At 35.7% G+C, this 14290-nt stretch carries 12 protein-coding genes; 10 read left to right on the top strand and 2 right to left on the bottom strand.

The features are described from left to right. Positions 1-25 precede the first annotated feature (25 nt). Complete coding sequence (locus tag NSQ89_RS05080) at positions 26-787, top strand: glycerophosphodiester phosphodiesterase (protein ID WP_061799703.1); 762 nt, start codon at positions 26-28, stop codon at positions 785-787. Next, complete coding sequence (locus NSQ89_RS05085; RefSeq protein WP_061799699.1) at positions 780-1628, top strand: glycerophosphodiester phosphodiesterase; 849 nt, start codon at positions 780-782, stop codon at positions 1626-1628. Before NSQ89_RS05080 ends, NSQ89_RS05085 begins: the two co-directional genes overlap by 8 nt. 65 nt (positions 1629-1693) lie before the next feature. Here the strand turns inward: NSQ89_RS05085 and NSQ89_RS05090 are convergent, their stop codons facing one another. Then, positions 1694-2938, bottom strand: coding sequence for a helix-turn-helix domain-containing protein (locus NSQ89_RS05090; RefSeq protein ID WP_251686779.1), 1245 nt, complete (start codon positions 2936-2938; stop codon positions 1694-1696). Between the two features lie 120 nt (positions 2939-3058). Between NSQ89_RS05090 and NSQ89_RS05095 the strand changes: the two genes are divergently transcribed. The 3 genes from NSQ89_RS05095 (at position 3059) to NSQ89_RS05105 (ending at position 7924) form a co-directional block, all read left to right on the top strand. Continuing rightward, positions 3059-4351: an MFS transporter gene (locus NSQ89_RS05095; protein WP_095320357.1), complete on the top strand. Its 1293-nt coding sequence runs from the start codon at positions 3059-3061 to the stop codon at positions 4349-4351. Between the two features lie 432 nt (positions 4352-4783). Continuing rightward, positions 4784-7150, top strand: coding sequence for a polyprenyl synthetase family protein (locus NSQ89_RS05100; RefSeq protein ID WP_341132336.1), 2367 nt, complete (start codon positions 4784-4786; stop codon positions 7148-7150). A 39-nt stretch (positions 7151-7189) separates the two neighbouring features. Next, entirely contained in the window at positions 7190-7924 is a 735-nt protein-coding gene (locus NSQ89_RS05105) for an MBL fold metallo-hydrolase (protein WP_047941529.1), read from the top strand. A 34-nt stretch (positions 7925-7958) separates the two neighbouring features. Here the strand turns inward: NSQ89_RS05105 and NSQ89_RS05110 are convergent, their stop codons facing one another. Further along, positions 7959-8432 (bottom strand): GNAT family N-acetyltransferase, encoded by a 474-nt coding sequence (locus NSQ89_RS05110; protein ID WP_328283118.1) that lies wholly within the window; start codon positions 8430-8432, stop codon positions 7959-7961. A 124-nt stretch (positions 8433-8556) separates the two neighbouring features. Between NSQ89_RS05110 and NSQ89_RS05115 the strand changes: the two genes are divergently transcribed. The 5 genes from NSQ89_RS05115 to NSQ89_RS05135 all read left to right on the top strand — a co-directional run bounded on the left by NSQ89_RS05115 (position 8557) and on the right by NSQ89_RS05135 (position 14215). Beyond that, the gene (locus tag NSQ89_RS05115) at positions 8557-9996 is read left to right on the top strand and encodes an amidase family protein (RefSeq protein WP_341132337.1); all 1440 of its coding nucleotides are present in this window, start codon (positions 8557-8559) and stop codon (positions 9994-9996) included. A gap of 427 nt (positions 9997-10423) precedes the next feature. Then, a complete protein-coding gene (locus tag NSQ89_RS05120) occupies positions 10424-10798 on the top strand; it encodes a hypothetical protein (protein WP_047941533.1) in 375 nt (124 codons plus the stop codon). Between the two features lie 44 nt (positions 10799-10842). After that, positions 10843-11541, top strand: coding sequence for an SDR family oxidoreductase (locus NSQ89_RS05125; protein ID WP_144581125.1), 699 nt, complete (start codon positions 10843-10845; stop codon positions 11539-11541). A gap of 180 nt (positions 11542-11721) precedes the next feature. Further along, positions 11722-12576 carry a GNAT family N-acetyltransferase gene (locus NSQ89_RS05130; RefSeq protein ID WP_341132338.1) on the top strand — a complete coding sequence of 285 codons (855 nt, stop codon included), beginning with the start codon at positions 11722-11724 and terminating at the stop codon, positions 12574-12576. Between the two features lie 37 nt (positions 12577-12613). After that, entirely contained in the window at positions 12614-14215 is a 1602-nt protein-coding gene (locus NSQ89_RS05135; protein WP_095321790.1) for a PucR family transcriptional regulator, read from the top strand. The last annotated feature ends 75 nt before the right edge of the window (positions 14216-14290 follow it).

Raw genomic sequence — 14290 nt, forward strand, 5'->3', positions numbered from 1 at the left:
TGCTATTAAAAAAGGAGAGGGAAGCATGAATCAAACCAAAGTTTACGGACACAGAGGCGCAAAAGGCAGGTTTCCTGAAAATACACTTCTCGGTTTTCAACAAGCGATACTACAAGGAGTAGATGGAATTGAATTAGATATCCATCTGACAAAGGATGGGGAAGTAGTTGTTATTCATGATGAATTTTTAAATCGCACAACCGACGGAATTGGCTTTGTAAAATCCTATACACTAGAAGAGCTTAAACAGTTTAGTGCGGGAAGTAAATTTTCCTCCCTTCCTGATTATGAAGAAAGCTGGATTGCAGAAAAAGTGCCTACATTAAAAGAGGTATTACAGTTGCTTGCTCCATACGATATCGAATTAAATATTGAGCTTAAAACTTATACATTTGCATATGAAGGAATTGAAGAAAAGACTCTAGCACTTGTGAACGAATTTGGAAATGGGCGGAAGATTGTTTATTCTTCTTTTCATTTGCCGACTTTATTAAGAATAAAGGGATTGGATCCATCTGCATCGATTGCCTGGCTATTAAATCAATTCATTTCCAACCCTCTTGATTATATAAAAAGCTTGGAATTAGAGGCTTTGCATCTCCATAAAGAAATGGTGATTGATAACTTAAAAGATTGGCAGGAATTAAGAAAGCATGTAAGAGTATGGACAGTAAACAAAAAGGAAGAGTTGACTAATCTTATCGATGCAGAAGTAGAATCTATTATAACTGATTATCCAGAAATGGCCATAGCGATAAGACAAGAAAGGGCTGTGTCTGTTGAGTAAATTCTTAAATAGAAGCACCCTCCTGCTGATTTTAATTATCTCCCTTTCTGCTTGCGGAAATAATCAGTCAGTACAAACTATGGTCAGTCCATCTGTGACAGAACACGAAGAAACTCCAAGGGTAATCGCACATAGAGGGGCAAATGAATGGTACAACGAGAGTACCATTACTGCCTATCAAATAGCAGCTCAATCTGGCGTAGATTCATTAGAAATAGATTTAAGAATGACAAAGGATGGCGAGTTAGTTGCCATGCATGATGATACAATTGATCGGACTACAAATGGCAAAGGGAAGGTTTCTGATTACACATTAGAAGAACTAAGGGCGTTTCAAACAATCGAATCGGATAATAGGAAAGAGATAAAGGAAAAAATTCCTACATTAAAGGAAATAATCGATACTTTTCAAGATACCCAAAAGTACTATATTGAGACAAGGCTCGTTGATGGAAAACTAACAATGGAAGAAAAACTAATTCAGCTATTAAAAAAGTATGAGCTTTTAGACAAAAATTTGGTAACGATCCAATCCTTTTCAGAAGAGAGTTTATTGAAAATTAAAGAAATGGCACCAGATACTGAATTAGCACTTCTTTTTCGCAAAGGCTCTTTTTCCCTAGAAAAAGCTAGTACGGTTGATTTTCCTATCATCGGCATAGAGTCTACAGATATTACAAAAGAGGTGGTAGACGAATTACATAAAAAGGAAAAAGAGGTACATGTCTATTTTACGAATAAGAAAACACAAAAAGTGGAACAAGAACGAGTTCACGAATTTGGAGTGGATGGCTATTTCACCGACTTTATTCATTTTACGAAAGAGATTTTAGCCATATAAAAAAGGGAAAATGGGTGTGAAGGAATTTATTCACGCCCATTTTTATTTTTATAAATATTACATAGTTAGCTTAAACAAATGTTTTTATATGTTTCGTTACATAGAGTCTTAAATATAGAGTCAGGCAGCGGGAAATAGCAGTCATAAGCAATTTTTGCATAATCTCGCGCTTTATCGATATTATTAAGTTCCTTATAACAAAGAGCAATAAATATATCTTTGCTAAAATAAATAGCTTGGTCAACAGGATGGTTAGTATGTTTTGGTACATAAATTGTTTTTAAAATGTGGAGTGCTTCTGAATATGCTTTTGCAAAATACATCGCTTTTCCCTTTTGAAGCATATTCCAATTATCACCGGTTATTTTTTGAGTGTTATCGTCAAAAGTTAAATATTGATCAATGATAGGCATTGCTTGATGGTATTCTCCCTTTACATGCAGTAAGTATTCCACATAAATTACATCACAGAGTTCTTCAAAAATTTTATCTTCTACAAATTCACCATATTGCTTTAGTTTTTTTAGGTAGTAATGAAATTTTTCGTCATCTCCCACTAGCAAGGCAACCACTGTAGCAAGCTTATAGATATCGTCTATTTTGTAGTAGAGTTTTTCTTTTCTCGAGTATTCCAATGCGCTTTCCACTGCTTCTGAAGTTGCTTTTATGTCTCCAATTGCTGAATATAAGGCAGCGATATGATAATCCATAGTGACTTTAGTCATAGGATCTATCTTTATATGGGTTGTTTCAATATGATGTCGTTCTTCCAAATAACATTGTAAAGCGTCTTGATAGCGGTGTTCCAAATAAAAGTTTATTCCTCTGAAGAATGCAATGTTTGCCCGATTAGCAGTAAGATTAAGCAAATCATAAATTAATGCAGCTTTATCACAATATAATGTCCATTCCTTTTTATTCAGACAAAATAGACTGCGGCTATAAATTTCCAATAAGCGAGCTGATTCATAGCTTTCATTCAAATTAGAGATATAGGGCTCAATTAAGGCGGTCAGTTTGGAGCATTGTTCTATGGTTTCCTCAGAGTGTTTAAAATAAATACGAAATTCTTCATGTATCTTTTCTGCTTCCTCTAATACTTTTCTTAATTCAACAATACTTACCTTTTCTAATAACTCTGATATATCAACGCCTAGTCTCTCCGCAATATATTCCAAACTCTCCATAGAAGGGCGCGCTTTATTATTCTCAATTTGACTAAGCATGCCTTTGGTTAATCTATCGCCAGCTAATGCCTCAAGGGTCATTTTTCTTTGTTTTCGTAATGTGCGAATGCGTTCGCCTAGCATAATCGTACAACTCCTTCTTTCGATAGTTTAATTATATTAAACTTTTCCTTGAAAGGAAAGTTTTGGTGTGATATGATTTGTTTAATTTAATTAAACTTTTAAAGGAAGGACGATGTTTTGGTGAAAGAATATTCGTTAGAAAAGAGGGCCGCCTACCATTTATGGACATTTGTCAGTAGTAAATTAATTGCCACAGCTGGGTCACAAATTTATACATTTGCAATTAGTTTATATATTTTGCATTTAACTGGCTCTTCGATGAGTTTTGCCGTAAATATGTTGTGCAATATTTTGCCGCGGACACTAGTAGCACCTTTTGCTGGGTCTATTATTGATAGATATCCTCGTAAACATATTGCGATTACAGCGCAAACTGTCTCTACCATATCTATTGGTGGATTGCTGCTTTACAGTGTCACGATAGGATTATCTTTACCTGCTATTTATACAACATCTTGTATTTTATCTATTACCTCGATGTTTGCGAGCAATGCTTTTACTTCTTCTTTAACAGGATTAGTTGATGAAAGCCGCATTCAAAAAGCGTCTTCCATGAATCAAATTGCCGTTTCCATTGCGCAAATTGCCAGTCCTGCTATCGGTGGAATATTATTCGGTCTTGTCTCCATGTCTGTCTTTTTAACAATTTTTCTGATTGCTTCGTTGATTGCTGTTGTACTTGATTCCACGATGAATTTTACATTGTTTGAAAAGGAAAAAGAAAAGGCAGAACAACAGGAAACGGTTTGGATGAGTTTGAAGGCAGGTTTAGTTTATGTTAAGAATCAGCCGCTATTAGTAGCTATTATTAGTATTAGTCTTATCGTCAATTTTATTTTTACTGCTTTTAATATTGGTTTCCCATATGTAGTGAATACAAAGCTACATATGCCATCTGTCCAATTTGGAATGGTAGAAGGTGCTTTTGCTGTTGGAACTTTATTGCTTTCTATTTATCTTTCATTAGGAAAGGAATTTAAACAACCCTTCCAAGTAAGTAAAATAGGAATTATAGTGCTAGGAATATTAATGGCAGCTGCAGCTATTCCAATCTTCATTCCGATGTCGGCAGCCTCTATATTTATCTTTTACTTAATGCTAATGTTTTTGTTTGGATCTGTTAATATACTGGTTAATATCCCAATAATGGTATTAATGCAAAAGAAGATTGCGAATGAATATAAAGGAAGGGTTTTTACTATATTAGAGACATTTGCAATGGGAATGATGCCGGTAGGAACACTTATATTTGGTGTGTTATATGATTATATTCCTGCGCAATGGATTCTCTTAATAGCTGGTTCTTTATTGATTATATCTGTATTCATCCTTGCAAGGCCATCTGTGATGGAAAAGGCCGCAGAATCAGGGGATACAGTTCCGGTAACCAAACATAGAGCAACTTCTGTATAATAATGAAGTAAATTTCTACAGTTTCGTACTCAAAGTATTCTGGGATGAACTATGGTTTGCTGGCTTCTGATGGAGTAAAAGCTTTATCCAACAGAAGAAGCAAGAATGAATTAAATCTTCGATATTTATGCGAAAGAAGCAAAGGGAATATGGAAGCATTGTATGGAAAGTAATAAAGTGTTTGCTAATAAATCTAGCTATTGTTAGAGACATTTTTAAGATAATCGGGAATAAAAAGGGAACAGATAAAAAGCTGCATCCAAAAATCAAACTCTTTATACTAAGACTCTCCTTCCGTAATAGGAGAGTTTTTTTCTATGGTATATATAAGATTAATAGGAGATAATGAATATTCTAGTTATAATAAAGAGGAAAGCTGATTATATTAGATTAGTTAAATGAACTTTAAGTAAAAGCAGAGGTAATGTTCATATGGATAAAAAGGTAAAAGATAAAAAAAAGGAGGAATATCGATCGGCAGAGGACAAAGCTGCTCGTTACTTCGAATCCCTTCAAAAGCAGTTAGTGGATAAGGCTTATGTGTCGTGCTTAACGAGCGACTTTCAAACATGGAAAGTAAACCATATTCATTCTCCATCCATCCTTAGTTATTTTTCCCGAAAAAAAAGAAAACCACGAGTAAAAGGATATCGCCTTTATATAGAGTGGTTAAACTATGCAGGCAAACTAGATAACTATTTGCATAGAAGTATTTCCTATCTATATATGCGCGATTTAGGAAAGACGCTTTCTTCTCCTTTCACACAAGAAAGAGTTAATGAAGCAGTTGGAAAGGTGAAAAATTATTTATTAAAGAAAGAAACAAAGGAAGATAATTTTAGTGTCTCCCGTATATACAAATTAGCTAAAAAAGCTGCTGTTGAACATACAATGATTTGGGTTATGGAAAAGCTGAAACGAGTGACTTCACATATTCCTGCTGGGATGAGCGTGGAGCATGCCCAGCGGAAAATCTTGAAGATTCTTGCAGGGGTCTTGATGCACGAATTAGAAGAAAGAAGAACCATGGACCTTTCAGACGAAGAGCGCCAGCTGCGACTAGAAAAAGCTATTAAACTAGGCTTCTATTATGGATTGACCTATCCTTTAATTGATGATTTACTTGATGCCCATATTTTATCACCGGAAGAGGAAGAACGCTATTCTGCTCTAATCCGAAGTACCTTAGAAACAGGGATAGTCCCACATTTTGGTTTGTGGCATGGAGAAAATAAAGAGCTTATTTCCTTCATCCATAATGAGTTAAAAGAAGCATTTGAATATATGAAAAAACAGCATGATAATCAAACATGGGAGCTATTTTTAAATCAATCCTATATCTTTTTTCATTCACAAGAGGTCGACAGAAAAAAGAAATTGACGGTTAGCACATACTCTAATGAAGAAATATATATCCCTGTAATCCTTAAATCTTCTGCTTCGCGACAGATTGTTCGCTCGTTAATGAATGCACCTGAGGATGAAGGCTATGATCAAAGAACATTTTATTATGGAATTTATAATCAGCTGGCAGATGATTTAGCCGATATGTTTGAGGATAAAAAGGATGGTGCTGTAACGCCTTATACGTATTATCTCACCTATTATCAAACGAGAAAGGACTTACTTAATCCTTTTGAAATGTATTGGACCGTCATTTCCTATTTGATTCACGATGTATACCATTCTGATTTAAAAACCCAAGAAGTCTTATTAGACCGTGCAGTTAACGGATTAAAACGACTAAAGGAAAAATTGGGAAATGAGAAATATAATGATTTAATGGGAATTCTCACAAAAGATTTTCCCGTCTTTAATCGATTATTACAGCAGATGGTGGAAAAATCAGATGATGTCGACTTTTTCGATAAGTTATTACGTGATCATATGATTAGTATTTTAAAGGAAAATCACAGAGAACAAGAAGCGTTTTCTGAAATGATTCAATCAATCAGGGTATCTATCGATAATATGCTGCCAATTACAGAAAATGTACAATTGAAAAAAGATATCGTGACAGAAGCAGCAAATTATAGTCTTACTGGAAATGGGAAAAGATTACGGCCGGTTATTACTAGTTTTATCGGGGAAAAAGAATGGGGACTAGATAATGCCCAAATCGCCCCCCTGCTGCGGTCAGTGGAATATATGCACACAGCTTCTCTAATATTTGACGATTTGCCATCACAGGATAATGCCGCAATGAGGAGAGGACGACCAACGCTGCATGAAGTGTATGATACTGCAACAGCAGAATTAACTGGACTATTCCTGACACAAAAGGCAATAGAAGAACAAGCTAATTTACGTGGTTTTGATGAATCCAGGATATTACAGCTGATTCAGTATACAACGAAAGCTACTGCTGATATGTGTAAAGGCCAGATAATGGATTTAGAATCGCGAGGAAAAAAACTATCTCTTCAAGAGCTGAATACTCTTTGTTTTTATAAGACGGGAATTGGGTTCGAAGCAGCACTTGTCATGCCAGCCATTTTAGCGGTAGTTCCAGAAGAGGTTAAGGATTTGCTGAAGAAATATGCTTATCATGCTGGGATTGCATTTCAAATAAAGGATGATTTACTCGATGCAGAGGGAAGTAAAGAAATATTAGGAAAAGAGTCTGGAATGGACAAAGACAATAATACGTCCACTTTTGTAAGTGTGCTAGGTGTAGAAGGTGCCAGAAAGGAAATGTGGGAGCATTATAGTTTAGCATTAGATATAGTCGATGCTATACCGAAGAAGACTAATTTTTTGAGGTACTTAGTAGATTATATGGTCAATCGAAATCGGTAATAATAAATAGATATAGATTGTTTAAAGGAGAATAGTGTGATGAAAATTACCTTTTTAGGAAAATATGGAGGTTATCCTGGGAAAGAAAGTCCGACTTCTTCCTTCTTAATGGAGTCCGCTGGATTTCATTTATTGGTCGATTGTGGGAGCGGCGTGCTAGCAAAGATGCAATCCTATGTGGATTTAAAAGATTTAGATGCGTGCATTCTTTCCCATTATCATCATGATCATATCGCAGATGTAGGCGTGCTGCAATATGCTATGTTAGTGGAATCTATACTTGGAAATCGCGCAGCAGCTTTCCCAATTTATGGACATAAACAGGATAGCAAGTTTGAGGAATTAACCAACGATATTTATACAGAAGGGCGAGAAATTTCTGTAGGAAAAACATCTAATATTGGACCGTTTACTATTTCTTTTTGTGAAACGATTCATCCTGCCTACTGTTTGGCAATGAAGATCCAAGCAAATGGCAAAACCATTCTTTACACTGCAGATACAGAGTGGAAGGATGAGTTAGTTGTTTTTGCGAAAAATGCGGATCTCTTAATAAGTGAAGCAAGTATATATAAAGAACAGTTCGGCGTGGTAAGAGGACATTTAACTGGTGAAGAAGCTGGAAAGTTAGCGGAACTTGCCGGTGTAAAGCAGCTTTTATTAACCCATCTTCCCCATTATGGAGAACAGGAAAAACTGGTGGAAGAAGCAAAAGAAATTTATAGTGGTCCCGTTCAGTTGGTATATCCAGGCATGGAAATAGATTTTAAATAGCAGTAAAAAAAGTGTTGGTTTCATTTAATTGAAATCAACACTTTTTTTTGCACGGATATATCATTTTTACAAATTCATATTCTCCACCATTAGTATACTGAAGGAATGTAGCTGCCTCTTTAAAGCCTGCCTTTTTGTATAATTTTATGGCTCGATCATTAAAGACGGCAACAGCCAAGGTGATAAAAGCTGGAGAAAAGCGTTCCTTTATATAAGTGATTCCAGTAGCTAAGAAGGTATAGCCAAGCCCTTGTCCTGTTAGGTCTGGCCTTAAACCAAGGCCTATATCAATGGTGTCGTTTTCTTCCTGATGGATACTAAAAAAGCCAATGAGTCGATTGTTTTCTGTAACAGCATAAACTGAGTCAGCTCTTTTATCCCTATCAAGAAATTCTGTTAAATCCTCTTCATCCGCTTCCATATTATAAAACGCATACTTTCCATCATAATGCCAGTTAAAAGCAATTTCCTCTGCTTGCTCTTGGGTAATAAGTTGAAATGAATACATAAAGAAAAACCTCTCTTTTTTTAATCATAACATATAGAAATATTTTGATAAATGAGAAATTATTCTTCCTCTCGTCTAGTTGAACAGGCTATACTTAAGAAAATAAGAAGGGGGCATCAGACAAATGGAAAAAGAAAATCAAAATCTATTTCATATAGAAGAAACAACTATTTTTGAAGTACAAAAGGCTCTGGATTCGGGGCAGATTACTTCATGGGAGCTAACAAAACAATATATAGAACGAATCAAGACATTTGATTCGACATTATGCTCCATTAGAGAAATTAATCCAGATGCATTAGCAATTGCTGCTGAGCTAGATAAAAAAAGACAAGAAGTGGATCAAATTGGCCCCCTTTACGGTATTCCAGTCATCATTAAGGATAATATTGATACAAAGGATGCGATGGCCACAACGGCTGGCTCGATTGCTTTAGCAAATAATTTTGCCAGTGAGGATGCCTTTATTGTAAAAAAGCTGCGCGAAGCAGGAGCGATTATTATAGGCAAAGCTAATTTATCCGAATTTGCCAATTTCATTACGGAATTAAATATGCCAAATGGTTATAGCTCATTAGGCGGCCAGGTAATGAACCCGTATGGGCCAGGAGTATGGGATGTTGGTGGTTCAAGCTCTGGCACTGGAGCAAGCATTGCTGCCAATTTTGCTGTGGTAGGAATAGGGACAGAAACATCTGGTTCGATTCTTAGTCCTGCTAGCAACAATTCCCTTGTTGGTATTAAACCAACGTTAGGTCTCATTAGCCGGACCGGAATTATTCCGCTGGCGCATAGCCAGGATACGGCAGGGCCGATGACTAGAACGGTTCAAGATGCCGCTATCTTACTTGGAATAATGGCAGGAGTGGATGAAAGAGACGAGGTGACATTAACAAGTATTGGTCAGCCTAGGGATTATACTGCATTTTTAAAAGCAGATGGTCTGAAAGGAAAAAGAATTGGAGTTGATCGTTCCTTCTTACCAAGAGAGGAAGAAGAAGTTGCATTATTTAATAATGGGTTAGAAGAATTAACGCAGCAAGGTGCTATTTTAATAGATATGACGATCCACCGTGAAAAATTTGACTCCATTGTTCTTTATCATGAGTTTAAATATGGGATAGATAATTACCTGCGTAAATGTGCAGAAGAAGTTCCTGTCCATTCATTAAAGGAAGTAATTGAGTTTAATAAAAATCATTTAGATGTTGTAAAATATGGCCAGACTATTTTGGAATACTGCGAAACGTTAAATGGAGATTTAAAAGACCCTACCTATAAGGAACATCGGGATACAGATATTCGATTATCCGCTTTGGAAGGAATAGATGCAGCGATAGAAAAATATGAATTAGATGGTTTAGTATTCGCGAAATATGTAGGCTGTGAGCTGCCGGCAAAAGCAGGCTATCCATCGATTACTGTACCAGCTGGTTATACTCCGAAAGGAAAGCCGATGGGATTAACCTTTACTGGAATAGCTTATAGTGAACCGAGCCTGATTGAAATGGCCTATAGCTACGAACAAGCAACAAAGCATCGTGTCCCGCCAGCTTTAGCATAGAAAAGGCCGGAGCAAGAAGGATATATTAAAAAAGAGAATAGGCAGAGAAAGTGATGGCATTAAACTCCGTCTATTCATTTTTTGAAAAATTCCTTATTAAAAATCAAAGTAGAAGAAGCAGGTTTTCACTAAATAGCTACATGAGACTAGACTTCCTCATCTTCTTCATTTAGTCACGCTCCGTTTAGGCATAAGCTAATTGGCAGGATAATATATTAATAGAAATGATTATAGTTTACTAGCTATCTAAATAGTTTGTCCTAGATTGATTTTCGTATATAAGCTATAATAAAAACAAAAAGAAAGCTCTTACATTCGAATCATATAACCAAAAAGAAGTAGGGAAAAACGGCTGTTAGTAGAAGATGAGTACTAACAAACGGTTAACAAAATAAGAGGATTTCATGTTTTTAAGGAGGAAAAGCAATTGACTTTATCACGTGTACTAGTTGGTATTTTTAAAAGTTTTGAAGAAACAAAGGAACAGCCTAAGGTTCCTGAATTGAAGACTCGTTATTATAAAAAAAGCCGAGATCGCTTAATGGAAACGATTAAGAATGTAGTCGAAAGAAAACTGACAAATTGGGATCTGAAAAAAGTAGATATGGAGAGAGGAGAAATCGTACTCAGCAAAGGCTCAAGCTTAATGATTGTGACTGTTTACAAATTAGCAGGAATGCAATCAGCTGTGGATGTTTATTGCTCAAAGGAAGGAACTTTGGGTGATTTCGGCTCAAGCTATAAACATATTCAACATTTTTTTAAAGCACTTCATACAGAGATACAGCCAGAAAAAGGGTAAATGTCAATAAAACTACATTCAATTGGAATGGAAGTGGATTAAAAGTGAAAATTTTAATTACCGGGGCAAATCGAGGCTTGGGAATTCATCTAGCTAAAACTGCTTTGAAAAGGGGACATACTGTGCTTGCCGGAGTTCGAACGGTTCAAGAAACTTCTCCTATTAATCTCTTGAAAGCAAAATATCCAGATCATTTACATACATATTACCTTGATGTCACTCAGGAAGAATCAATTATCAAAGCGGCTGAACTTGCTGCCAAGGATGTTGGAGCCATTGATGGGATTATTAATAATGCAGGAGTGTTAACAGAACGAGGGAAAAAGATCGAAGAATTAGATTTCGAGCATGTCCAATTTACGATGGACGTCAATGTATTAGGACCAATGAGAGTAGTGAAGCATTTTCTTCCGCTTATATATAAAGGCGAGGATAAAGCTATTATTAATATTTCTTCCGAAGCAGGAAGTATCCAAAACGCCTATGGAGGAGATTTTCCGTACGGTATTTCCAAAGCAGCACTGAATATGTTTAGTGTTCAATTATCAAGATATGTAAATGAAAAGAATATTACGGTATATGCTATTCATCCTGGCTGGATCAAAACGGATATGGGTGGGGAAGATGCAACAGGCTATCCAGACGAGTCGGCAAATGGGATATTAGATATTTTAGAAGGGAAAATCGTCGGAACGAGTGAATTAGGTTTTATTGATTTTAAAGGACGGGAAATGAAAATCTAAATAATATATAGATAGTATCAGAAATGGACGGCACGATGCAAAGCTATTTCTGATTTTTTTATGAATGGAAACTCTTTTAAAAGAAATGATAAAAGAAAAATCCCCACTTTTTGTAGATTCCCATTATAATAGAAATATTATTTATAATATTCTGTTGATTTGTTTTGGAAGGAGAATCTGATGAACAAGGAAAAAATCGTAACAATGCAGCTTTTAAATCAAATACATATGGAAGAACTGCTTTCTCTAGCGACTATTGTCGGCTGGGATTATGATAAGCAAGAAATCCGCACCTTACTTGCTTCGGGGACGGTCTTTGGGCATGTTAATGATAAACGTACTGTGATATCCTGTGCTGCAATTATTCCATATGGAAGCAATTTGGCATCTATCGGTATGGTTATTGTTCATCCAGATTATAGAGGAATTGGTTTAGCCAAGGAGTTATTAGTTACATGTATGAATCAGGTTTCAAAAGATTCTGCCCTTATGTTAATTGCCACGCGAGAAGGAAGACCAGTCTATGAAAAATTGGGATTTAATGATTATAGTCATGTGACAAAACTACTTGGAGAAGGGCAGCAGTGCAGACAATCGCTAAATGGTTATACGATAAGCCCATATCAGTCAAAAGATTTTAAAGAAATGCTCGAACTGGACAAAGAGGCATTTGGCTGTGAGAGAGACCTGTTTCTAAAGAATAGATTTGAGCAGGCAAAAGAAGTAATAGTGATAAAGAAAAGTAATTTGATTGTCGGCTATGCTGCTGCGGTAAGAAAGCCTGCTAATCTCGTAATAGGTCCAGTTGTTGCTCAAAATGATGAACAGGCTATGCTTCTTATACAAACAATCATCTCTAACTATAGGGGGATGATAAGAATGGATGTAGTAGAAGGGAAAAAAGAGATAATAAAAGCACTCGTAGAATTAGATTTTCAAGAAAAGGATCGTCCTCCGGTAATGGTTAAAAATAGCGAAGCGTTTCCTGAGAGAAATGGCAGTCTTTATGCGATTGCAGCCCAGTCTTATGGATAAAGGATTTAGATTTGCCAAATAAGAAAGAGGTTTTTGGATGAGTATAAAGTTAGAAGAATTATTAAAGCTCCCTTCCCTGCGTGAGGCAAAAGTAGTTGCAGGGAAAGAGGGACTAACAAAGCTAGTTTCCTCTATTTCGGTTTTAGAATATACGGATGTAGCTTCTCTGAAGGAAGATTTGTTTAATAATGATGAGTTTTATGGAAGTGAAATTGTTATTTCTGCCTTGATCATGATTAAAGATGATATTGAGGCACAATGCAGAACAATTGAGCATTTGCATAAAGTAGGGGAAATTGGCTTAATCTTATATTATGTCGGTGTTTTTCTCCCGAAAATTGATGAGAAAGTTATCGAATTAGCAGATACACTCGGTTTTACATTAATTGTTATGCCTGAAAAGCAAATGTCTTTGCGTTATAGTGAAGTTATATATGAAGTCATTGAAGCGATTGTAAAGAATGAGATGGCTTCCCCTAGCTTTGTAAGTGAGATGGTTGAGCAAATATCTGGAGTACCACTTCCACAAAGAAATATGGACACTGTCTTAAAAATACTGGCTGACCGTACTCGTTCTTCTCTTGTATTAGCCAATAAAAATAACCAGGTCATCCATGCAGTCACATGGCCAAGAACAAGTACAATGAATATCTTTGAAACAGTTGAGCAATATAAAGAATTGTCTGTTGACCAAGTTTTGGTGAAAAGAAATGGCGACCAGCCTTTATATATATCAAAAAAAGTAATTGCCCAAGAAGGAATCCCTTTTTTAAATTTATATATTTTGAAGGAAAAGGATCCTTTAGTTCTTGATACAGCTGTTCAACTAGCAGAAGTCGTGCAAGTATTTATTAATTTATGGGGAAAACACTACGATGAAATAAGTACAGCAGAGCTAATGAAGGCGATTATGAACGATGAAAGTGTAAAGATGCGACGTCTGGCCAATATATTAAATATTGATGTCACAGCTATACATATGATGTGGATTGTGGAAACGAACAATATGGAGGAAGAGCAACTGCTGAAGAAAGTGAAAGAATACGTCAAACAGAATTATCATGTTTCATTGGTTGATTTTTATAATGGTTTTCTTATTATCCTAGTAGATGATTCTATTATTCAAGAAGATCCCTTTCAGTCAGCAAATCGATTGTTAGCTTTGTTGGATGAAAAGGAACAGAACTTTACGATAACTATTTGTCAAAATATGAACAATACAACAGAGGTTCAGCAAGCATATACGAACTGTAATGAGTATTTACGGATAGCGAAAATTATTTATCCGTATAAAAAAATATTTACCCTGCAAGAAATGAATTTTTCTTTAGAGTGTTTTCAGATTATTAATAGCGGAGAATTGGCAATTGAGAAAATATTGCAGCCTATTTCGCCTATAAGAGAACATGGCAACCAAGCAGAAGAGCTCTTAAGTACACTTACGGTATATTTATTAGAAGGTAGTAATCGTTTTCAGGAAACAGCTGATATTCTTTACTTACATAAAAATACGATAAAATATCGAATTCAAAGGATAACCGAAATTCTCAAATATCCTGTTACGAAATCACCAGAAGTTTTTCAGTTATACAAAGCTGTCGCTGTTTATCGAATGTTAGCACAAATAAAAGAGCAATAGAAAAAAGAGCATTTTTGTTCAATTAAACAAAGAATGCTCTTTTTATTTTTCGGTTCAGCTAAATACATATAGTTT

The organism is Niallia sp. FSL R7-0648, from assembly GCF_038007005.1.
Classification (GTDB): Bacteria; Bacillota; Bacilli; order Bacillales; family Cytobacillaceae; genus Niallia; species Niallia circulans.

Excerpts from the sequence above, each read along its gene's own strand:
- NSQ89_RS05090 (WP_251686779.1), bottom strand. The coding sequence starts at position 2,938 with ATGCTAGGCGAACGCATTCGCACATTACGAAAACAAAGAAAAATGACC.
- NSQ89_RS05105 (WP_047941529.1), top strand. The coding sequence starts at position 7,190 with ATGAAAATTACCTTTTTAGGAAAATATGGAGGTTATCCTGGGAAAGAA.
- NSQ89_RS05100 (WP_341132336.1), top strand. The coding sequence starts at position 4,784 with ATGGATAAAAAGGTAAAAGATAAAAAAAAGGAGGAATATCGATCGGCA.
- NSQ89_RS05110 (WP_328283118.1), bottom strand. The coding sequence starts at position 8,432 with ATGTATTCATTTCAACTTATTACCCAAGAGCAAGCAGAGGAAATTGCT.
- NSQ89_RS05115 (WP_341132337.1), top strand. The coding sequence starts at position 8,557 with ATGGAAAAAGAAAATCAAAATCTATTTCATATAGAAGAAACAACTATT.
- NSQ89_RS05135 (WP_095321790.1), top strand. The coding sequence starts at position 12,614 with ATGAGTATAAAGTTAGAAGAATTATTAAAGCTCCCTTCCCTGCGTGAG.
- NSQ89_RS05080 (WP_061799703.1), top strand. The coding sequence starts at position 26 with ATGAATCAAACCAAAGTTTACGGACACAGAGGCGCAAAAGGCAGGTTT.
- NSQ89_RS05130 (WP_341132338.1), top strand. The coding sequence starts at position 11,722 with ATGAACAAGGAAAAAATCGTAACAATGCAGCTTTTAAATCAAATACAT.